We start from the raw sequence: 21202 nt of genomic DNA, 5'->3' as shown, positions 1-21202 counted from the left end.
GCTGTTATGGGCAGATGTCACTGCACCGGTTACCCCACAGACCCCTCAAGCGAAATCGCAACCAGTTGCTGCGCTTCCATGGCGAATTCCATCGGCAGCGCTTGCAGCACCTCCTTGGCAAAGCCGTTGACGATCAGCGCCACGGCTTCCTCTTCGTCCATGCCACGCTGGCGGCAGTAGAACATTTGTTCATCGTCCACCTTCGATGTGGTGGCCTCATGTTCGACCCGCGAGGAGTTGTTGCGCACTTCGATATAGGGCACGGTATGCGCCCCGCATTTGTCACCGATCAGCAAGCTGTCGCACTGCGTGTAGTTGCGCGAATTCTTCGCCTTCGGGTGCATCGCCACCTGACCGCGATAGGTGTTCTGCGCCACACCCGCCGAGATGCCTTTGGAGACGATCCGCGACTTGGTGTTTTTGCCCAGATGGATCATCTTCGTGCCAGTGTCGGCCTGTTGATGGTTGTTGGTGATGGCGATGGAATAGAATTCGCCCTGGCTGTCGTCGCCGCGCAGGATGCAGGACGGGTATTTCCACGTCACCGACGAGCCGGTTTCGACCTGTGTCCACATCACTTTCGCCCGGTCGCCCCGGCAATCGGCGCGTTTGGTCACAAAGTTGTAGATGCCGCCCTTGCCCTCTTCGTCGCCGGGGAACCAGTTTTGCACCGTGGAATATTTCACCTCGGCGTCTTCCTCGATGACGATCTCAACGACCGCCGCGTGAAGCTGTGCGGTGTCGCGTTGCGGTGCGGTGCAGCCTTCGAGGTAGGACACGTAGCTGCCCTTGTCGGCGATGATCAGCGTGCGCTCGAACTGGCCGGTGTTTTCCGCGTTGATGCGGAAGTACGTCGAAAGCTCCATCGGACAGCGCGTGTTCGGCGGGATATAGACAAAGGACCCGTCGGAGAAGACGGCGGAGTTCAGCGTCGCATAGTAGTTGTCGGACACCGGCACCACGGAGGCGAGGTATTTTTTCACCAGTTCCGGGTGGTCCTTGATGGCTTCCGAGATGGAACAGAAAATGACGCCTGCCTTCTCGAGTTCCTTCTTAAAGGTCGTGCCCACGGACACAGAGTCGAACACCGCGTCTACGGCCACTTTGCGCTCGGAATTGTTGCCGTCCGCCGGCACGTCGCCCGCACCTTCGACACCCGCGAGGATCATTTGCTCCTTGAGAGAAATGCCGAGTTTTTCGTAGGTTGCGAGGAGTTTCGGATCGACCTCATCCAAGGATTTCGGCTTGCTCTCCATCGATTTCGGACGCGCATAGTAATACTGGTCCTGAAAATCGATCTCAGGGTACTCGACCATCGCCCAATCCGGCTCTTCCATCGTGATCCAGCGGCGATAGGCCTCAAGACGCCACTCCAGCATCCATTCCGGCTCTTCGTTCTTGGCGGAAATCAGGCGCACGATGTCCTCGGAGAGGCCCTTCGGCGCGTAGTCCATCTCGATTTCCGTGTCCCAGCCGTATTTATACTTGCCGGCCAGCGCCTGAACGGCGGCGACGGTTTCTTCCTCGACGCCGTCTTTGACCTGATCCTTCAATTGTACGTCATCCGCCATGGGATCACTCCTTACCGTATCTCTGGAGGCTTGCGCCTCATGTGCTATCCGGGGCCTCTGGCCCTCTCGTTTATCTTTACGCCGCGCGTTTGCGCCAGCGACTGTGCGCGGCCAGCCACGCCGTGGCGAACCGCTCCAAATCGTCTTTCGTCACCTCAGGGCCGATCGACACCCGAAGCGCGCTTGCCGCCTCCTCTTCGGTGTATCCCATCGCGGTCAAGACCTTGGACGCCTTGACCTTACCCGACGAACAGGCCGAGCCTGCGGAGACCGCAAACCCCGCCAGATCCATCTGCATCACCTGCGTCTCGCCCTTCCAACCGGGCGTGATCAGGCTCATCGTATTGGGCAGGCGCGCGACGTCTTTCCCCACAAAAACAGGGGCTTCGATCTCACCCGCAATCAGCGTCTCAAGATGATCGCGCTTTTCCGCGACCTCTTCCCAAACGCCGTCCGCCAAAGCTTTCGCCGCCGCCTCCGCCGCCGCGCCAAAGCCTGCGATGCCGATCAGGTTCTCGGTGCCGCTGCGGCGCCCCATCTCCTGACCACCGCCACGGATATTGGCCTCGACATCCAAACCCTGCTTCAACACCAAAGCACCCACGCCCTTCGGGCCCCCGAGCTTATGCGCCGACACCAGCGCCATATCGCAGCCCAGCCAATTAAAGGCCAGCGGCATCTTGCCAAAGCCCTGCGTCGCGTCGCAAACCGCCAGACCTTCGGGCAGGCTTTGAATGATCCCGGTCTCGGAATTCGCCACTTGCAGTGCACTCTCATGCGGCGCGGTCACTGTCACACGGCCATCACGTCCGACCGGCAAATCAGCCACGCACCACGAGGACACCGCCTCATGTTCGACCTCCGCACAGTGTATCCCACGCCCGCTCAAAGCCAAAGCCGCCGCTTCCGTCGCACCCGAGGTAAAAACAATGTCCGCGCCTTGGGCACCGAACGCCTCAGAAACCTGCGCCCGCGCGCGCTCCATCAACGCCTTCGCCGCCCGCCCCTCGCCATGCACCGACGACGGGTTGCCGACCACATCCATGGCCGCCATCATCGCTTCACGCGCCGCCTGACACATAGGCGCCGTGGCGTTCCAGTCGAGATATGTGCGGGTCTTGGTCACGGGTTTCCTTTGCTGGTCAAATACTCAAAAGAGTGATTATTCTTCATCCACAACGGCGAACAGGGTCGGCACCGCCGGACAGGGCCGCAGCTCGTTTTTCACCACATCCGACAGGCGCGTCTGGTGCAGGAAGACATAGACATGCGCCGACAGCCCTTCCCAAAGCCGGTTTGTCATCGACTGCGCCCGAGAGCCAGACACACCACCCGAGGCCCCCGCGCCCGTGTGCATCGCCGACACGGTCTCATCCACGGCGCCCAAAATGTCCGAGACGCGAATCTCGGACGCCGGTCGCGCCAGTTTGTAGCCACCGCCCGGCCCCCGCACGGAGGTCACAAGATCGGCCCGGCGCAGTTTGACGAAAAGCTGTTCGAGGTAAGGCAGAGAAATATCCTGACGCTTGGCAATCTCCGCCAGCGACAACAGGCTCTCATCCTTCTGCAGCGCCAGATCGGCCAGCGCCACCATGGCATAACGCCCTTTCGTGGACAGTTTCATCGGCTTTCCCCTTCAATTTGAGCCCCGCCTTTCGGCCAGATGCCCTCTCTTCGACCGCGTTTTTACCGCGCCATCGGCCCTTAGACCCAGGCTTTCAGCGATTCCTATGCCCGGACCCGCGAAAAGCCGCGCAAAAACATTGACGTGCGCGCGTGAGAGCCTTACCTCCATACCACCCGCGTGCGCCTTGCTCCTGGTCAATTTAGAATGCTTCTAAATAGCCTGAGCAATTCCGTCAACTATAAAGCGCCCGCGCCACAGACACGAGAGCAAAACCGCCATATCGGCTTTGCCGCAAAAGAGCGCCACGGCCTGAAGATGCCCTTCGGGACACACCTTCAAGGCCGCAGCGACATGAGGAGACAGGGACGACTATGCCCGAAGTGATTTTTCCCGGCCCAGAAGGCCGGCTAGAAGGCCGCTACCACCCGCAACCGCAAAAAGACGCCCCCATCGCCATCATTCTTCATCCGCATCCGCAATTTGGCGGCACGATGAACAACCGCGTGGTCTACAACCTGCATTACGCCTTCCACAACATGGGCTTTACCGTTCTGCGGTTCAATTTCCGTGGCGTGGGCCGGTCTCAGGGCGAGTATGACCAAGGTGTGGGCGAACTGTCCGATGCGGCCTCCGCGCTCGATTACCTGCAATCGATGAACCCCAATGCGAAACATTGCTGGGTCGCGGGTTTCTCCTTTGGCGCATGGATCGGCATGCAGCTTTTGATGCGTCGCCCGGAGATCACCGGTTTTATCTCGGTCGCTCCGCCCGCCAACATGTACGACTTCTCCTTCCTGGCGCCCTGCCCGTCATCGGGTCTGATCATCAACGGCACCGCCGACCGTGTGGCGCCGCCGAAGGACACGCAGTCCTTGGTGAACAAGCTCCACGAGCAAAAAGGCATCACCATCACCCATGAGGAAGTCGAGGGCGCGGGCCACTTCTTTGAAGACCCGCATATGGAACAGATGATCGGCTCCGTGGACGAATATGTCCGCCGTCGCCTGACCGAAAACACCCGCTGAGGAGCGCGCTATGGGGATCATGGAGGACATCGCCGACGATCTGGCGAAGGAAACCATTGAGGCGCTCGACATTGTCGGCACCGACGAATTGATCCAGGACGTGGCCCGTGTGATCGGCGCCTCGTCCATCACCACGCAAGAAGCCTTCCTCACCGCCGCGCGCGTTCGCCTCTCTGAGGCCCGCGCGCGTGCGTATTTGCAAAAACGCATCGCTGAGGCCAAGGCTGGCCTCCAAGCCTCCGCGCCCCCGCCGGGCTCAGAGGACGACATCGAATACTAAAGCGTTTTTCGTTTAATCTGAATCAGATTGAGCGAAAAACGTTGCCACACTGTATTAATATTGCTGCGTTTCTCAAAAACTGAGTGCCTCAAGCTTTTTGAGAAACGCTTTAGGACCCCATGCCCAAAGACAGCGCCTCCCCCCGCCTCGACGCTCAATACGCTTTCCTGATGGAGGCCGACCGGCTCAAGACGGTGGAGCGCGCCAATCAGGTCATGGACCGCTCCCGGTTCGAAAACTCCGCTGAACATAGCTGGCACGCCTGCCTCTTGGCCTTTCTCATGGCGCCGCTGGCCTCGGATCAGGTCGATCTCAGCCGCGTGATCCAGATGCTCATGCTACATGACATCGTCGAGGTCGACGCGGGCGATCACCCGATCCACATCCTCTACGACACCGACGACATTGCCGCGCGCGAGGCCGCCGCCGCCGACCGCATCTATGGCCTTTTGCCCGAAGACCTCGGCACCGCCTTCCGCGCCATCTGGACCGAATTCGAAGCGATGGAAACGGAGACCGCGCGGTTTGCCAAATCCATCGACTACCTCGCGCCTGCGCTGCAAAGCATTGGTGCCAAAGTGCAATTGGACGAAGAGCGCGAGATCGTTGCGGGCAACCTGCGCCGGGGCCGTGCGGTGAAAACCAAAGACATCCTGCCGGAGCTTTTCGCCTTTACGAAAGCCGTCTTCGAAGGCGCGGACACCGATCCCACCCTCGCCAAACGCTTTGCGTTCTGGTGCGAGGCGGATCGTCTGAAAACCGTCTACCGCGCCACGCCGATTGCCGATGGCTCGCGCAAGGAAAACACCGGTGAGCACAGCTGGCACATCATGCTCTACGCGCTCACGCTCGCGGATCATGCGGGCGATGGCGTGGACGTCGATCTGGCGATCAAAATGCTCCTCCTGCATGACATTGTCGAGGTTGACGCCGGCGACACACCGATCCACGGCGCCGTGACGCCCGAGGCCTTGAAAGCTCAGGAAGAGGCGGAACTCATCGCCGCCGACCGGCTCTTTGGCCTTTTGCCCACCGATCAGGCCATGGAATTCCGCGCCATCTGGGACGAGTTCGAGGCCGCAGACACACCGACCGCGATCTATGCAAAATCCATCGACCGCTGCCAGCCGGTGCTGCACAACCTCGCCGATGACGGTGGCTCTTGGCGGACCTATGACGTGAAACTGCACCAGCTCGACAGCCGCGTCGGCGTCAAAATCGCCCGTGGCTGCCCCAAACTCTGGCCCTATATCCGCGCCAAATGCGAACCTTGGTTCGTCGCGCGGAACGCCCTCTAGGGTCTGGCGGCTTCCATCCGGTGCTTGACCAGATCGAGGATCACCAGATGGAAATCCTCGATAAAGAAATGATGCCAGAACCGCGCGTAGGCCCCGAACCCTGAGCGATCAAGGCTGCGCGTGGTTAGGGTCAGCCGGGTCTTGTCGCCCATCGGCTCGATCTCATAGCCGCCACTCAAAATATCGAGATAGGCGCCGCCGACCTGCAGATGCGGGTCTTCGACACCCTCGGCCCAGCCCTCGGGGAACTCGAAGCGCCATTCGATCACACGCCCCGGCTCGATGCGGGTGATATGTTCGAGAAACCGCACCTCATCGCCCCATGAGGACTGCCTCACCACGCCCTCAGTGCCTTCGACCCAAAGCGCCTCTGTCGGTTTCGGCACGCCCAAAAGATGCGAGGCACGGGTGTCTATCTCTTCGGGACGGATGTCGCGGATTTCTTTGACGAATTCGAACACCGCGGCGGCAGGTGCGTCGATCACGACCGTGTTGGAGATTGCGTAAATCCGCGGCGCATTGGGAAGCTGATCCAACGCCACAAAGGCCAGAAGAGGCAAAAGATAGACGCCCGTCGTGGTCTTGCGATCCACCTTGGCGCGTCGCACGGTCAGGGCGATCACGCCGCCCAAAAGTGCTGCCCCAATCATCGGCACGCCCGCCATGGCGATACAGATCAGCCCCTCGAACCCCGAGGCCTGTGAGCCCGCAAGGCTGAGCACCATGACCAGCACGATCCAGAAGATCAGGCCGATCAATCCCCGAAACGCTCCTCTAGGGCGAAAAACCGTAAAAACGCCCCCCGCCACAAAGGGAAAGCCGATGACAAAGCTCAGAGAAACCAGATCGCGATCGCTCCAGAGCGTCAAAAAATAGATCACGAACATTCCCGCGACCAAACAGATCAGCGGCAACATCACCTTTAGCCAACGCGCCACGAGACTCACCTTTTACCCGGCCGATTTTACCGAACGGAGACACCACCTCAGGGCGATGTCTCCTTTGCTGTTCAAATACTCAAAACCCGTAGATGCCCGCGAATTTCTCTTCGAGATAGTCCAAAAGCGGCGCTTCGGTGGGTTCAAAGCCACAGGCATGCACGATGGTATCGCGCGGCTCGCGCAGGCCGCCGAACTGTTGCAGGTTCTCCGCCAGCCAGCGGGTCGCCTTGGATGTGTCGCCCTTGGCCATCTGTGCATCGAGATCGGACATCTCGGCCCGGAGCGCCTTGTGCAGACAGCCCGCGTAGACATTGCCCAAAGAATAGGTCGGGAAATAGCCGAACAGTCCAACGGGCCAGTGCACATCCTGCAAACAGCCGTTCGAAACCTTGTCGACCTTGACCCCGAAATCCGCCTCGAACCGCGTGTCCCAGGCCTCCGGCAGATCGTCGATCTCCAGCGCGCCGCCGATGATCTGACGCTCCAGATCAAAGCGCAGCAGCACGTGCAGATTGTACTGCACCTCATCGCTTTCCGTGCGGATATAGCCCGGCGTGACGCGGTTGACGGCAGCGTAAAACGCTTCCGCACTGTCCACACCGATCTCACCGAAGGTGTCGCGCATCTGACCGTAAAGATATTCGGTGAAGGCGCGCGAACGGCCCAGTTGGTTTTCAAAAATCCGCGACTGGCTTTCATGCACGCCCATCGATACGCCCTCGCCCAGAGGGGTCAGCAAATAGTCGCGGGAGATGTTTTGCTCATAGCACGCATGCCCGGTCTCATGGATCGTCGAATAGATCGAGTTGAGCGGGTCTTCCGGGTTGGTGCGCGTGGTGATGCGCACATCAAGGCCAGACCCCGAGGAGAACGGATGCACCGCCTTGTCGACCCGGCCATGGGCGAAGTCATAGCCGAAAGCGGCGGCCAAACCCTCGGTGAGCGCCATTTGTTTGGTCTCATCGAAGGTGCCGGAGAGGCCTTTGGGCTGATCCGCCCCCATAATTTTATCACGCAGCGCCACAAGACGCGGGCGCAGCGCGCCGAACATCGCGTCCAGCTCCGCGCCCGTCGAGCCGGGTTCGTAATCCTGATGCAGCGCGTCCCAGAGGTCGAAATCCGTGCCCTCTTGCAAAGCTGCCGCCTCTTCGCGGCGCAGGCGGACGACCTCTTTGAAGGTCGGCGCGAAATGGGCGAAATCATCGCGCGCACGGGCCTCGGCCCATGTGCCCTGCGCGACCGAGGTCACCCGCGCGATCTCGGCGGCCAATTTGGCGGGCACCTTGGTGTTGCGCTCATAGGACCGGCGGATGTGACGCAGTTTCGCAAGCCCCACCTCGCCCAAGACAGAGGCGTCGATTGCCTCCAGCCAAGCGCCGATTTTCGGATCGGTGCGCCGGGCGTGGAGCACGCCTTCGAGAGCGGCCATTTCCTCGCCGCGTTGCTCGGCGGCCCCGCGCGGCATCATGGTTTCCTGATCCCAGCTCAGCCGCCCCATGATCGCGCCAAGCGCCTCGGTCTCACGGGTGTAGCTCATCAACTCATCATAGGCAGACATTCAAAGGCCCTCCCGGACCGATTGGGGTTTCGGAAACTGGCTCAGAAAGCGCGCGCGGGAGATCGCCACAAACAGCGCCACGGCGCCCACCTGGTGCGCAAGGCCCAAAGCCAAAGGTGCGCCATGCAGCACGGTGACAATGCCCAGAACGACTTGCAGGAACAGCAGCGCGCCCATCATGTTAAAAGCAGCCACGGTGGTTTTATTCGCGGATTTGCGGCCCTTGAGCCAAGTCACGACGCCGAAGGCAAACAACAGGTAGCCCGCAACGCGGTGAATGAATTGCACGGTTGCCGGGTTTTCAAAGAAATTGCGCCACAGAGGTTCGATGTAGAACGGATCGGGCGGCAAGACCTGCCCGCCCATCAGCGGCCAATCGGTATAGCCGCGGCCAGCGTCGATGCCCGCGACCAAAGCGCCCAAGAGGATTTGCAGGAAGGCGAAATGCAGCATGCCGGTGGACATGCCGAAAAGTTTTGCATCCTTGGCGCGGCGCGCCTGCATCAATTCGGCCTCAGTTCGGCCCAGAAGGAAAACATACCACGCGATGAAGCCCAGAATAATAAAGGCCAACCCCAGATGGATCGCCAAACGGTAAGAGGCCACATCGAGCATCTCGCCCGTCAGCCCAGAGGACACCATCCACCAACCGATCGCGCCCTGAAGCCCGCCCAAAGCGCCGATGAAAATCAGCCGTTTGTGCCAGCCGGTCGGGACTTTTTTGGCGACCGCAAAGCCGACAAACCCGAGCGCCCAGACGAGGCCAATGACTCGGCCCAACTGACGATGGCCCCATTCCCACCAGTAGATCGATTTGAATTCCGACAGGCTCATGCCTTCGTTTTGCAGCGTATATTCCGGAATTTGTTGATATTTCTCGAACTCCGACTGCCACGTCGCCTCATCCATCGGCGGCACAGCACCGGTGACGGGTTTCCACTCGGTGATCGACAACCCACTGTCCGTGAGCCGCGTCAGACCGCCCACGGCGATCATCATCATCACCAGTGCGAAAATCACCATAAGCCAGGCCCGGATGCCCTTGCGCGCGCCCCGGTTGCCCTTTTCGATCAGCCCGCCTTTGGGTTTGGACTCCGTTGCGGTTTTGGGCTTTTGATCTGTGCCCACCTCTTCGAAAATGCTGCGTTTTTGTGCCATTTGGGCCTCTTGGGGTCTCGTCTCGTTGCGTGCGCAGACCCTAGGTTCGTCCACCGCGAAGGGCAAGCGTTTCGGGATGAATTTCACAAGGAGAGACTTGGCAAACGTGCGGCAAGTTACCGCCGAGAGAGAAATTTTTGGGGAACCCTGCCCGGCGCCTTAAGCGTTTCTCCTTCGTACAGACGAAAGGAGACGTCTCATGACTGCTCAACGCAACATTCTCGCCGCCACCCTGATGGGCGCCGCGCTCATCACCGCTCCGATGCTCGCCCCCACCGCCGCCACAGCACAAACGCAAGCCGTGGCGCATGCGAATTACAGGGCGGATTACAAGGTCAAACCCGGCGTGACGCTCAACGCGCGCTCTGGTCCCGGCACCGGCTATCGCGCCGTGACCGCCTATGCACCCGGCACGCCGCTCACCGCTCTGGGCCACAGCGGCGGTTGGGTGAAGGTGTCCGCCCATGGCGCCGCGCCGCTTTGGGTTTCGGGCAGCTATCTGGTCCCGGTGCAACAGACCGCACCAGACGGGCTTTTGGTGGTGCCGCAGGCGAAACCCGACCCGAGCAAACCCGCCTTTGAGGGGCAATACCCGCTCGTGGTGCGCCCGCAGTCGTAATCCACGACTTAAAAACGCACCAGACTTGAAACGCAAAAGAGCGCGAGGGCATCCCTCGCGCTCTTGTCCGCATGTCCAAAGTGACCAGATTAGCTACGATCTTTCCAACGCTTCATCTGACGCATCACCCCGTGCAGCATCTGCACATCGGCCCGCGTCAAAGGCATGCGCGACCAGAGATTGCGAAGGTTGAGCTTCATGTTCTCGGCCTTATGCTCCGGGAAAAAGAACCCGGCCTCTTCCATCACCTCTTCGTAGTGATCGCCGAGTTTCTCGACCTCAACGTGACCGGCCCACTCCGTTTTCGCCATCTCCATAACCTCGGGCGGAACGTCCGTGGTCTGACGCCCCCATTCGTAGGACATGAGCAGAACCGCCTGCGCCAGATTGAGCGAGGCGAACGCGGGGTTCACCGGCACGGTCACGATGGCATTGGCCTCGACCACATCCTCATTCTCCAACCCCGCACGTTCCGGGCCAAACATCACGCCAACCTTCTTGCCCTCCGCGACCAAGGCACGCGCGTGCTCCATCGCGCGTTCCGGCGTCATGATCGGTTTGGTGATGCCGCGCATCCGGGCGGTCGTGGCAAAGACGTAATCGCAATCGGCCACCGCCTCGCGCACCGTACCGAACAATCCTGCCTCATCCAGCAACCGCCCCGCACCCGAGGCCATTGCCACCGCTTTCTGGTTCGGCCAGCCATCACGCGGCGCCACAACCCGCATCCGGTCCAACCCGAAATTCCACATCGCACGGGCCGCGCCCCCGATGTTCTCGCCCATCTGCGGGCGCACAAGGATCATGGCGGGGGTGATGAGGTCAGGGGTTTCGGACATGGCGGCGTTTCCTTTCGGCTTTGCCTGCCGATTAGCGGCATTTCCCCCTGTGAGCAAGGCTTCCCCCGGCGCGTCGCTTGCGCTATAGCGGGCAAAACTCCACCTGAGGTGCCCAAATGTCCGAGCCGCAATCCGAACTGCCGCAGATCTACCTGCTGACGCCGACAGCTTTTGAGCCGGAAGACTTCGCGCCGAAACTGGCCGCGGTTCTGGATGCGCATGAGGTGGCCTGCGTGCGCCTCGTGTTGGCCTCGAAGGACGAATATGTGCTGGGCAAGGCCGCCGACGCCTGCCGCGAAGTGTGCCACGCCCGCGACGTGGCCATCGTGATCGAAAGCCATGTGGCGCTCGCCGAACGTCACGGCCTCGACGGCGTGCACCTCACCGATGGCGCGCGCTCGATCCGCAAAGTGCGCAAAACCCTGGGCGATGACGCCATCGTCGGCTCGTTTTGTGGCGCCTCGCGTCATGACGGCATGACGGCGGGCGAAGCGGGCGCGGATTACGTGGCCTTTGGCCCCGTGGGCGACACCGATCTGGGCGACGGCACCAAAGCGCCGCGCGATCTCTTTGAGTGGTGGTCGCAGATGATCGAAGTGCCCGTGGTGGCCGAGGGCGCGCTCTCTGTGGACATCGTCAAAGAGCTGACCCCCGTGACCGATTTCTTCGCCGTGGGTGAGGAGATTTGGGGGGCGCAAGATCCGGTGGTTGCACTTGGAGAGTTGATCGCGGCGATGGGGTGAGCCCGATCAGTTATATTTATCGAACAGTTTCGGGTTGCGCGCGCAAGGATAGCGCGCGGCGTAATCCGATTGCGCAAACGTCACACCCAAACCACACATCATTCGCATGTGCTGTGTGGCAAGGTTGTCATACCCCAAAACTTCGCCGTCATACATGTCGATAGCCGCCGCGACATTGTCGAGATAGGCGTATCCATTTTCACCGCGCCGGTTCAAAACCGCGACGAAACGGGTCAATTCCTGAAACCCGTCGCCTTTCCCGCGCTCGTAATAGCCTCGGGCCATATTCCGCATAAACTGGAAAGGCTCGCCAATCTTTTCACTGTCATGAACGATGGCAGTGGCCAGCCCTGCCTGTTGGCCCGCATCATCATCTGTGCCGCCGAAAAACCTCGAAAGTTCATCGAGACTTGTCGAGTCGCAGTTCAAGGTTTCAAACATCTCAAGCGCCGCGCTCCGCCCTCTCGGATCGACAGGGGCGCATTTCTCGAGGCGGGCAAAAAAATCCAGATCGCTGTTGAACCAAGCGCTTGAGACACACCAGTTCCTGTCGAAGGTCGCGGGATCATTGTCCTCGATACAAGCCACCCGATCCATTCGGAACAGGTTGTCTTCAGACATTTCGGAGCGATCGTTGCGATATTTTTCGCAAAACTCGCAACTGTCCGCGTCTGCCGTGTCAACCTGCACGAGCGCGAGGGCCAGAAAAACAAGTCCGCTCGCAATACCGCGACGCCGCATCCCCATGTTCTTCTCCCTTCCCCTGCCCGTATTGGTCCTAAACGTGTTTATAGGTCTCAGGTATCTCCGGCAATCCCGACCGCACCGCCGCCTCACAGCGCAGGGCCATCTCCTTGCGGTCCTTCACGTCTTTCACCGCAATAGGATCGTGAAACGTCACCTCGACGCGGCCCTGCGGGTTGGCTTTCAGCACGTGTACCAGAGACGGCCCGAACTCCATCTCGCCCCACCAGCCGTAGAACCGCACGTCTTGCCCCTCCGGCGCGATGTAGCGCGCGGTGACGGGTTGAATCCAGACCTCTTCACGCAGCTCTGGCGTAAAGAAGGCGGCAAAAAGCGTTGGTTTGAAAGGCAAAACCCGAAGACTGTCGCTGGACGTGCCTTCCGGGAAAAACAAAAGTTTATGCCCGAGATGCAGCCGCTCTTCGAACACGCGCTTCTGCTCAGCGGCCTCTTTGCGGTCGCGGTTGATGAACACAGTGCCGGTCGCCTTGGCCATGGTGCCGATGCCGGGCCAATTCGCGACCTCGGCCTTGGAGACAAAGAAAATCCGCTGCACGGCATTGAGCACGAAAATATCGAGCCAAGTCGAATGGTTCGCCACGACAGCCCCGTGGTGGCGCATCGGCTGGCCTTTGACGCTGAGTTTGACCCCCATAAGCCGCAGCGCGTTGCGCGACACGAAACGCGGATAAAACGACGACCACGGACGCCGCAACCCGTAGAACAGCCGCTCCACCGCGCGCGTCGCAAACATCAGCACCATGCAGATCACGATGAGCAGGATCACCGGCAGACCCCGGCGGATCATCCGCCATGTGCCGCCTTTGACGGCTGCGGGTTCGGAGGGCGGAATGCGGCTTTCCCAGAGAGGTCCATTCGGCGCACGGCTCATGATCCGGCTCCTGTGAGGCCCTTGGTATACATCGCGCGCTGGCGTTCGGAGATTTGGTCGACGTCGAGGATCAACAACACATCCACCGTGTTGAACGCCCGATCCACGAACGCCCCCTCGCCCACCGTGCCGCCAAGCCGCAGATAGGCCTTGATCAGCGGCGGGATCGCCAGCATCGCGCGTTTGCGGTCGATCTGATCCTCAGGCACCAAATCCATGCTCTGGAAATGCGCCTCTTGGGCGCGGGCCCGCAGGACCTCTGGCGCCAGATGTCGGGAATGCAGCAAAGACAAAGCCTCGGCATGTTGCGCCACATCCGCGCCGAAAAACGAGGCCGTGCCGAAGAGCACGTCATAGCCCTCTTCGATCACATATTTCGCCAGCCCCGCCCACATCTGAAACAGCGCCACGCCACCGCGATACTCGCGCGCCACGCAGGACCGCCCCAGCTCCAAAAGCCGCTTGCCAGAAGTTTTCAAAGCCGTCAGATCGTATTCGCCCTCGGAATAGAAATGCCCCAAGTCTGCGGCCTTTTCCCCGGTCAAAAGCCGGTAAACGCCGACGCACTGCTCCAGAGGGTCGTCAGAGCGCGTCGGGTCCATCAACATGAGATGCTGGTAATCCGGGTCAAAGCGGTCGGCCTCCAACATGGCCACATGATCCACCATTTCGCCGTCGGAGCCCAGTTCCTCAACGAACACCCGATAGCGCAAACGCTGCGCCGCGCGCAGATCGGCCTCGGTCTCGGCGAATTTCAACTGGAACGGCTGCGCCTCTGCGCTCATGTCGATCTCTTTTGCTTGGCCCTGATTTGTTTGGCCCTGACGGGTGACAGGTGGGCGGGTTTTAAGATTTTGTTGATTTCAATGCAACAGACTGGCGGGGTTCCATGCGGCGCGAATACCGCTTAGGTTGAAAATTCGACCAATTCGCGCCACCATAGGGCGCAAACGCCACGCGACACGGCCTCGACCGGGCCTCAGTCGAAAACGGGGAGGAGCGCAAGCCGCCGACTGTCGATCACAACCTTGCCCTGATGCTGAAACATCACCGTCAACTTGCCATTGATGTTCGATTGCACCTGACCCAGCCCCCAATCGGGCTCCTGCGGGTGGCGCACCATCTGGCCCGGCTCCAGCATGGCATTGAGATCGTCCAGAGTGCGATTTTGCATCGGTTTCTTCCTCGAAATACCGGCCTGACCCGGCCAAAAACGGAGACTTGAATGACCCACGACATGCCCACAGATGCGCCAAAAGACACGAAACGTGACATGACCCGCGACATCGCCGCCCTGATCGGTTCCCGTATCTGTCACGACCTGATCAGCCCGGTGGGCGCGATCTCGAACGGTGTCGAATTGATGGCCATGTCGGGCGCGGGAACCGGCCCTGAGCTTAGCCTTATCTCCGAAAGCGTCGACAATGCCAATGCCCGGGTGAAATTCTTTCGCATCGCGTTCGGCATGGCCTCGGCCGGTCAGATGACCTCGCGCGCCGAAATCTCCGGCATCCTGAACGCGATCTCCACCCCGCGTCTGACCTATGTCTGGGACCCCGCAGAGGATCTGCCGCGCGAAGAGGTCAAACTGGCCTGCCTCATGCTCATGTGCCTGGAAACCGCCCTGCCCCGTGGCGGTGAAATCAAGGTGACCTATTCCAACAGCCAATGGAAAATTCGCGCCTCTTCCGAACGCCTTGAACCGGCGCCCGATCTCTGGGCCCGGCTCGGCAGTGTGACAGGCACCGAGGGGCTGAAACCCTCTCAGGTGCAGTTCATCCTCGCCCCTTTGCAAGCCGCCGCCCTCGGGCGTCGGATCACACAGGGCTCTGGTGATGGCGTGATCTCTCTGATGGCATAAAGCGTTTCTCAAAAAACTTGAGGCACTCAATTTTTGAGAAACGCAGCAATATCAATCCAGTGTGGCAACGTTTTTCGCTCAATCTGATCCAGATTAAACAAAAACGCTTTAAGAAAAGGCGCGCCGGTTTGGCGCGCCCTATTTGTCTTCATTGCAGCTCAAATACTCAGATCAGGCCCGAACGGCCCCGTCCGAGGTCACGAGATATTTAAAGCTCGTCAGCTGTTCCGCGCCCACCGGCCCGCGCGCGTGCATCTTGCCTGTCGCGATGCCGATCTCTGCGCCCATGCCGAACTCGCCGCCATCGGCGAATTGCGTCGAGCTATTGTGCATCAGGATCGCGCTGTCGATGCGGGAGAAAAACGCTTCCACATTTTCCGGAGTCTCAGACAAAATGCATTCGGTATGCGACGAGGAATAGCGCTGGATATGCGCGATGGCCTCATCCACATCCGCCACGACTTTCGCCGCGATGATGCTATCAAGGTACTCGCGCCCCCAATCCTCCTCCGTGGCGGGCATCACCTGATCGACCAGCGTTTGCACCCTTGCATCGCCGTGCACATCGACGCCCTTCTCAACCAGAGCCGCCACCAGATCACGGCCCAGCGTGTCGGCAATGTCCTGATGGATCAGCAAACATTCCGCAGCCCCGCAAATCCCCGTGCGCCGGGTTTTCGCGTTCAATACGACCTTCATCGCCTTTTCCGGATCGGCGGAGGCATCGACAAACACATGCACGATGCCCTCGAGATGGGCAAAGACCGGCACGCGGGCTTCGCGCTGCACGAGGCCCACGAGGCCCTTGCCACCGCGCGGCACGATGACGTCGATATAATCGGTCATGGTCAGCATTTCGCTCACCGCCGCCCGGTCGCGGGTCGGCACGCGTTGGATGGCGTCTTCGGGCAGACCGGCGGCTTTCAACCCTTCGGCCAGACAGGCATGGATCGCGCCGGAGCTATGGAAACTCTCGGAGCCGCCGCGCAGGATCACGGCATTCCCGGCCTTGAGGCACAAAGCCCCCGCGTCCGCCGTCACATTCGGGCGGCTCTCATAGATCACGCCGATCACCCCCAAAGGCGTGCGCACGCGTTTGATGTGCAGCCCCGTCGGTTGATCCCACTCGGCGATCACATCGCCCACCGGGTCCTTTTGGGCCGCGATGGCCTTGAGCCCGTCAATCATGCCCTGAATGCGCGGCTCATCGAGTTTGAGCCGGTCCATCATGGCATCCGTCAGGCCTTTGTCGCGGCCAAATTCGAGGTCTTTCTCGTTGGCGGCGATGATCTCCGCACGGTTGGCCCAAAGCGCGTCGGCAGCAGCCAAAAGCGCCTGTTCCTTGGCCTCGGAGGAGGCCGTCGCCAATACCTGCGCCGCGGCTTTCGCGCGACGGCCCAGGTCTTTCATCATGTCTTTCACGTCACTATCGGTCATGTCACCAAATCGTCTCTATGGATCAAGGCGGCCCGGCCGGGATAGCCGAGGATCGCCTGTATGTCTTCGGAATGCGCGCCTTTGATGGCTTCGGCTTCGTCAGAAGTGTAGCGCGACAGCCCGAGCCCGATGCGCGCCCCGTCAGGCCCGAGCACCACGACTGGTTCGCCGCGGCCAAAATGGCCCACAACCTCCTCGACGCCGACGGGCAACAGGGATTTTCCTTTCGCGAGTGCCGCCACGGCGCCCGCATCGATCTGCACTTCGCCCTTGGGCTTCATCGCGCCGATCCAGCGTTTGCGGGCATGTGCCGGGTCCTCTTTGGCCAGGAACCAGGTCACTCGCGCGCCCTCTTCGAGCGCCTTCAAAGGCCGCATGTGCGAGCCTTCGGCAATCGCCATGGAGCAGCCGCCGGAGATCGCGGTTTTGGCCGCCATCACCTTGGTCTTCATGCCGCCTTTCGACACACCAGACACGGGATCGCCCGCCATGGCCTCGATCTCGGGCGTGATTTCCTCGACCACCGGGATGTGTTTGGCATCCGGGTCGACCGAGGGGTTCGCCGTGTAAAGTCCGTCCACATCGGAGAGCAACACCAGACGATCCGCGCCCACCGTGACCGCGATATTCGCAGCCAGACGGTCGTTGTCGCCGTAGCGGATTTCATCGGTCGCCACCGTGTCATTCTCGTTGACGATGGGCACAACGCCCAGCGACAAAAGCGCATCCAACGTGGCGCGCGAGTTGAGGTAGCGACGGCGATCCGCGCTGTCTTCCAGCGTCAAAAGCACCTGAGAGGTGGTGATGCCACGGGGCTCCAGCACCTCCTGATAGGCACGCGCGAGGCGGATTTGACCGACGGAGGCGCAGGCCTGCGAGTGCTCCAGCGGCAATTCGCCGGACGGCAGACCCAAAATGCCCCGCCCCAAAGCGATGGAGCCGGAGGAGACCAAAATCACCTGCGCGCCGCGCGCCGTGAGCATAGCGACATCTTCCGCCAGCCCATCGAGCCACTGGGCGCGCAGCTCACCGCGCTCGACCAATAGCGCCGAGCCGATCTTGATCACGATACGTTTCGCGCCCGCAAGCGCTGCGGGCATGGAGGCCGTCAGGGTTGCCAAGGCGTGTCTTCCTCGTCATCCCCTTCTTCGGCCTGTTTGATCCGAAGGCGGTCCATGGAAATCTCGGCTTTGAGCGCACGCAGCACCGTGTCGACGCCCTCACGCGACACGCCCGACATGGTGTAAACCCGCCCGCCGGAGGCCGCTTGCAGGGCGCTCAGTTTCTCTTCGACTTCTTCTTCGAGAAGGCTGTCGATCTTGTTGAGCACCGTGATCCGGGGCTTGTCGCCCAGAATATGCGAGTAATTGTTGATCTCTGTGATGATGGTCTCGTAATCCGCCACCACATCCTCCGACGTGCCGTCGATCAGGTGCAAGAGCACCGCACAGCGTTCGACGTGACCGAGGAACAGATCGCCCAGACCACGGCCCTCGGACGCGCCTTCGATCAGACCGGGAATATCGGCCACAACGAATTCCGCATTGTCGATGCCGACCACGCCCAAATTCGGGTGCAGCGTGGTGAACGGGTAATCCGCGATCTTCGGTCGCGCGTTCGAAGTCACCGACAGGAATGTCGATTTGCCCGCATTGGGCAGGCCCAAAAGCCCCGCGTCCGCGATCAGTTTGAGGCGCAGCCAAATGGTGCGGTCGATGCCGGGTTGGCCGGGGTTCGCCTTGCCCGGCGCCTGGTTGGTCGAGGTTTTGAACCGCAGGTTGCCCCAGCCGCCATTGCCGCCCTTGGCCAAAACGAAGGTCTCGCCCACCTCGGTGAGATCGGCGATTACGGTTTCTTCGTCCTCGTCCAGCACCTCAGTCCCCGCCGGCACGCGCAGGATGATGTCCTTGCCGTCCTTGCCGGTGCGGTTGTTGCCCATGCCGCCCTGGCCGTTTTGGGCAAAGAAATGCTGTTGGTAGCGAAAATCGATCAGCGTGTTGAGCCCCTCGACCGCCTCGATGATCACCGAGCCGCCCTTGCCGCCATCGCCGCCATTCGGGCCGCCGAATTCGATAAATTTCTCGCGCCGGAAGGACACGCAGCCGTTGCCACCGGAGCCGGAGCGGATGTAGACCTTGGCGAGATCGAGGAATTTCATTGTCTTATCCTTTGCTGCCCCTGCGACCGGATGTCGATGGGGGCTTTCGGGCAGATGTATCTTGCCCGCACGTTAAACTCAATTGCCGTTTCGCGCCTCAAAGGCGTCTCGGGTCAGGATCATGTCGATCCGGTCGACCTCTTGGCCCCTCGCGAGACTAAAACTGCGCGAATGCCCGGTCTCGACAAAGCCCATTTTGCGCAACACATTTGGGGAGCGGATATTTTCCGCGAAATATCCGGCTTTGATCCCGTCATGACCTTCGGCGAAATAGGCCGCAAGCACGGCCCGCGCCGCCTCCGTCATCAGCCCCTGCCCCCAATAGGCGCGCCCGAGCCAATAGCCGAATTCGCCTTCGCAGCCGATGGTGCCTATGAGACGCCCCTCAAATTCAAGGCCGAAGACAAAGGCTGTCGCGGCCACCCTGCGGGTGAACCAGTTCGCATCGTGAACAGAATACGGAAAAGGCACACGGGTCAGCCATTTGCTCACTTCGAAATCGTTCAACGCGCGCACGACATCGCCTGCGTCCTCAGCTCGAAGGGCGCGGAGAGTCAGGCGGTCTGTGGTGAGAATGGGCTGGGTCATCGGGGTCTTCCAATATGGCGACCCCGATCTCCGAGGTCTTTAAAGTTTGCGCAGGTAGGTCCAGGTTGGGACCTGCGCGCCGCGGGCAACGGAATAGGTCTCGGCATCGCCGATATAGTCGAACCCTGCGGCGGTCACGACACGGGCCGAGGCCTGATTGTCCTGAAAAATCTCCGCAAAAAGCGTCTTGGCGCCCATTGGGTTGGCCTCGACCAGTGCCTTCAACGCGGTGCGGGCCAAACCAGTGCCCCAGAAACTCGGCGCCACCCAAAAGGCCACTTCGCATTGATCGCGGTCAAGCGGCTTGAGGGAGATCACGCCCAGAACTTCGGACAGACCATGCGCAGAACCGTCGAGAATCCAGACTTTTTCACGGGTCTCAGGTTTCAGCGCGCGGGCCACAAAGGCCTCCGTCGCGCCCGGCGGCATCGGATGCGGCAGGGAACGCGAATTGCGCGCCACGCGGGCATCGCTGGCGTACATGTTCAACAGACCGGCGTCCGAGAGACGCGGTGGGCGCATGACAAAGCGATCGGTTTCGATCACCGGCTGCGTGACGACGCCCTCCACACTGCCCAAAACAGCCTGTGCGGCTCTGTCTTTCACGGTCTCCATTTTCATCCCTCTTCCTCCAAAAGAGTTTCCGCGCCCTCTTCCTCCCTGAAGAGAGGTTGCCCTGCCCGTCGGTCCCGAGACGTCGGATATGAAGACACAGCCTAGCGTCCCAATACGACAGTTCCGTTAACTTCGGCTGAACAAACCCATGCGCGAAAGCTGATTTGGCCTGAAATTTCAAAATTTTTCAAGGCCTTCTGAATCTTACTTAAGTCAGAAAACGCAAAAGAAAAGGGACCGGCTCTCGCCGATCCCCTGATTGTGATGTCCGATGTCTGGACGGTGGGTCGGCTTACTCAGCGGCCTCCGCCACCGGAAGCACGTCCACGAAGGTGCGTTTTTTGAGACCTTTGCGGAAGGTCACAACGCCATCGGTGGTTGCGAAGATCGTGTGATCTTTGCCAAGGCCAACGCCCTCACCCGGCCAGAACTTCGTGCCGCGCTGACGGACGATGATGTTGCCGGAAATGGCGGACTGGCCACCGTAGAGTTTGACGCCGAGGCGACGACCTGCGGAGTCGCGACCGTTACGGGATGAGCCGCCTGCTTTTTTATGTGCCATGGTGTTCTCTCCTTAACGTAACTTACTGAGCCAGATCTTTGGCTTGTGCGACCCACTCGGCCTTCACTTTGACGGCGTCGAAGGTGTCGACGTCAACAGCGGCGAGCTGAGCGTAGGTGGTGATACCTGCTTCAGCCAATTTCTTGGCAGCAGCCGGACCCACACCGGTGATGGCGGTCAGATCGTCTGCACCAGCAGCGACCGGAGCCTCAGCTTTGGCAGCAGCTTTCTTCGGAGCAGCGGCAGCAGCCGGAGCAGCGGAAACGGAACCCGCGCCGATGGCAGCTTTGACACCGGATTTGTCCGCACCGGATTCGAGAATGTCGGTGATGCGGAGCAGCGTGAGCTGCTGACGGTGACCTTTTTTGCGCTGCGAAGAGTGCTTACGACGACGCTTCACATAGTGGATGAGTTTCTCACCCTTGATCTGGTCGATGACTTCGGCTTGCACGCCGGCGCCTTCCACGAGGGGGGCACCGATGGTGGAGCCAACCATCAGAATCTCGTTGAACTGGATTTTTTCACCAGCATCAGCGGCAAGTTTTTCCACGCGAAGAACGTCGCCGCTCTGCACTTTGTATTGCTTACCGCCAGTTTTCAAAACCGCAAACATGCAGTCTTCCTTTCGATATACCCGCGTTCTGTGGCCCCGAAATCGTAGAGTTTCGGCGTTGGGGTGCCTTCAA

Annotated in this window: 24 protein-coding genes; 6 read left to right on the top strand and 18 right to left on the bottom strand. The window is 60.5% G+C overall.

Features of this window, described 5'->3' with window-relative positions:
* Positions 1-29: 29 nt before the first annotated feature.
* The 3 genes from sufB to LC094_RS05735 all read right to left on the bottom strand — a co-directional run bounded on the left by sufB (position 30) and on the right by LC094_RS05735 (position 3195).
* A complete protein-coding gene (sufB, locus tag LC094_RS05745) occupies positions 30-1571 on the bottom strand; it encodes a Fe-S cluster assembly protein SufB (RefSeq protein ID WP_226550806.1) in 1542 nt (513 codons plus the stop codon).
* Between the two features lie 76 nt (positions 1572-1647).
* Complete coding sequence (locus LC094_RS05740) at positions 1648-2697, bottom strand: cysteine desulfurase family protein (protein WP_226550805.1); 1050 nt, start codon at positions 2695-2697, stop codon at positions 1648-1650.
* 36 nt (positions 2698-2733) lie between these two features.
* Positions 2734-3195, bottom strand: coding sequence for a Fe-S cluster assembly transcriptional regulator IscR (locus LC094_RS05735; protein WP_226550804.1), 462 nt, complete (start codon positions 3193-3195; stop codon positions 2734-2736).
* 374 nt (positions 3196-3569) lie between these two features.
* Here LC094_RS05735 and LC094_RS05730 point away from each other — a divergent pair, with 374 nt between their 5' ends.
* From LC094_RS05730 to LC094_RS05720, 3 genes are all read left to right on the top strand, one after another.
* Positions 3570-4223 (top strand): alpha/beta hydrolase, encoded by a 654-nt coding sequence (locus tag LC094_RS05730; protein ID WP_167600530.1) that lies wholly within the window; start codon positions 3570-3572, stop codon positions 4221-4223.
* A 10-nt stretch (positions 4224-4233) separates the two neighbouring features.
* Positions 4234-4503, top strand: coding sequence for a hypothetical protein (locus LC094_RS05725; protein ID WP_226550803.1), 270 nt, complete (start codon positions 4234-4236; stop codon positions 4501-4503).
* A gap of 119 nt (positions 4504-4622) precedes the next feature.
* Positions 4623-5801: an HD domain-containing protein gene (locus tag LC094_RS05720; RefSeq protein WP_226550802.1), complete on the top strand. Its 1179-nt coding sequence runs from the start codon at positions 4623-4625 to the stop codon at positions 5799-5801.
* Here the strand turns inward: LC094_RS05720 and LC094_RS05715 are convergent.
* From LC094_RS05715 to ctaA, 3 genes are all read right to left on the bottom strand, one after another.
* Complete coding sequence (locus LC094_RS05715) at positions 5798-6739, bottom strand: SRPBCC family protein (RefSeq protein WP_226550801.1); 942 nt, start codon at positions 6737-6739, stop codon at positions 5798-5800. The two genes, LC094_RS05720 and LC094_RS05715, sit on opposite strands and share 4 nt — an antisense overlap.
* A gap of 79 nt (positions 6740-6818) precedes the next feature.
* Positions 6819-8300: a carboxypeptidase M32 gene (locus tag LC094_RS05710; protein ID WP_226550800.1), complete on the bottom strand. Its 1482-nt coding sequence runs from the start codon at positions 8298-8300 to the stop codon at positions 6819-6821.
* Positions 8301-9458, bottom strand: a complete 1158-nt coding sequence (ctaA, locus tag LC094_RS05705) for a heme A synthase (RefSeq protein ID WP_226550798.1) — start codon at positions 9456-9458, stop codon at positions 8301-8303.
* 199 nt (positions 9459-9657) lie between these two features.
* On the opposite strand from ctaA, the gene LC094_RS05700 reads away from it, so the two are divergent.
* Positions 9658-10077: an SH3 domain-containing protein gene (locus tag LC094_RS05700; RefSeq protein WP_226550797.1), complete on the top strand. Its 420-nt coding sequence runs from the start codon at positions 9658-9660 to the stop codon at positions 10075-10077.
* A gap of 89 nt (positions 10078-10166) precedes the next feature.
* On the opposite strand, the gene LC094_RS05695 is transcribed toward LC094_RS05700, so the two are convergent.
* Positions 10167-10916, bottom strand: a complete 750-nt coding sequence (locus LC094_RS05695; RefSeq protein WP_226550796.1) for an RNA methyltransferase — start codon at positions 10914-10916, stop codon at positions 10167-10169.
* Between the two features lie 116 nt (positions 10917-11032).
* On the opposite strand from LC094_RS05695, the gene LC094_RS05690 reads away from it, so the two are divergent.
* On the top strand, positions 11033-11659 hold the full coding sequence (locus tag LC094_RS05690) for a thiamine phosphate synthase (protein ID WP_226550795.1): 627 nt from the start codon (positions 11033-11035) through the stop codon (positions 11657-11659).
* A 6-nt stretch (positions 11660-11665) separates the two neighbouring features.
* Here the strand turns inward: LC094_RS05690 and LC094_RS05685 are convergent, their stop codons facing one another.
* The 4 genes from LC094_RS05685 to LC094_RS05670 form a co-directional block, all read right to left on the bottom strand.
* Positions 11666-12406 (bottom strand): hypothetical protein, encoded by a 741-nt coding sequence (locus tag LC094_RS05685; protein WP_226550794.1) that lies wholly within the window; start codon positions 12404-12406, stop codon positions 11666-11668.
* A 31-nt stretch (positions 12407-12437) separates the two neighbouring features.
* Positions 12438-13295, bottom strand: a complete 858-nt coding sequence (locus LC094_RS05680) for a lysophospholipid acyltransferase family protein (protein WP_226550793.1) — start codon at positions 13293-13295, stop codon at positions 12438-12440.
* Positions 13292-14080, bottom strand: a complete 789-nt coding sequence (locus tag LC094_RS05675; protein ID WP_226550792.1) for a GNAT family N-acetyltransferase — start codon at positions 14078-14080, stop codon at positions 13292-13294. The genes LC094_RS05680 and LC094_RS05675 overlap by 4 nt, the downstream gene beginning before the upstream one ends.
* A gap of 194 nt (positions 14081-14274) precedes the next feature.
* Positions 14275-14454 carry a DUF3553 domain-containing protein gene (locus LC094_RS05670; protein ID WP_167600825.1) on the bottom strand — a complete coding sequence of 60 codons (180 nt, stop codon included), beginning with the start codon at positions 14452-14454 and terminating at the stop codon, positions 14275-14277.
* 66 nt (positions 14455-14520) lie between these two features.
* Between LC094_RS05670 and LC094_RS05665 the strand changes: the two genes are divergently transcribed.
* The gene (locus LC094_RS05665; protein ID WP_226550790.1) at positions 14521-15156 is read left to right on the top strand and encodes a histidine phosphotransferase family protein; all 636 of its coding nucleotides are present in this window, start codon (positions 14521-14523) and stop codon (positions 15154-15156) included.
* A 171-nt stretch (positions 15157-15327) separates the two neighbouring features.
* On the opposite strand, the gene LC094_RS05660 is transcribed toward LC094_RS05665, so the two are convergent.
* From LC094_RS05660 to LC094_RS05630, 7 genes are all read right to left on the bottom strand, one after another.
* On the bottom strand, positions 15328-16593 hold the full coding sequence (locus tag LC094_RS05660; RefSeq protein WP_226550788.1) for a glutamate-5-semialdehyde dehydrogenase: 1266 nt from the start codon (positions 16591-16593) through the stop codon (positions 15328-15330).
* Positions 16590-17693, bottom strand: coding sequence for a glutamate 5-kinase (gene proB / locus LC094_RS05655; RefSeq protein ID WP_226551005.1), 1104 nt, complete (start codon positions 17691-17693; stop codon positions 16590-16592). The genes LC094_RS05660 and proB overlap by 4 nt, the downstream gene beginning before the upstream one ends.
* Positions 17694-17701: 8 nt before the next feature.
* The gene (obgE, locus tag LC094_RS05650) at positions 17702-18751 is read right to left on the bottom strand and encodes a GTPase ObgE (RefSeq protein ID WP_226550786.1); all 1050 of its coding nucleotides are present in this window, start codon (positions 18749-18751) and stop codon (positions 17702-17704) included.
* A 78-nt stretch (positions 18752-18829) separates the two neighbouring features.
* A complete protein-coding gene (locus LC094_RS05645) occupies positions 18830-19339 on the bottom strand; it encodes a GNAT family N-acetyltransferase (RefSeq protein WP_226550784.1) in 510 nt (169 codons plus the stop codon).
* 39 nt (positions 19340-19378) lie between these two features.
* The gene (locus tag LC094_RS05640; RefSeq protein ID WP_226551004.1) at positions 19379-19861 is read right to left on the bottom strand and encodes a GNAT family N-acetyltransferase; all 483 of its coding nucleotides are present in this window, start codon (positions 19859-19861) and stop codon (positions 19379-19381) included.
* A gap of 385 nt (positions 19862-20246) precedes the next feature.
* Positions 20247-20516 carry a 50S ribosomal protein L27 gene (gene rpmA / locus LC094_RS05635; protein ID WP_167600543.1) on the bottom strand — a complete coding sequence of 90 codons (270 nt, stop codon included), beginning with the start codon at positions 20514-20516 and terminating at the stop codon, positions 20247-20249.
* Positions 20517-20538: 22 nt separating this feature from the next.
* A complete protein-coding gene (locus LC094_RS05630) occupies positions 20539-21129 on the bottom strand; it encodes a 50S ribosomal protein L21 (RefSeq protein WP_226550782.1) in 591 nt (196 codons plus the stop codon).
* Positions 21130-21202 lie beyond the last annotated feature (73 nt).

It is taken from the genome of Celeribacter naphthalenivorans (assembly GCF_020524585.1).
Lineage (GTDB): Bacteria > Pseudomonadota > Alphaproteobacteria > Rhodobacterales > Rhodobacteraceae > Celeribacter > Celeribacter naphthalenivorans.
This window is presented reverse-complemented; position numbering and strand designations above follow the sequence as displayed.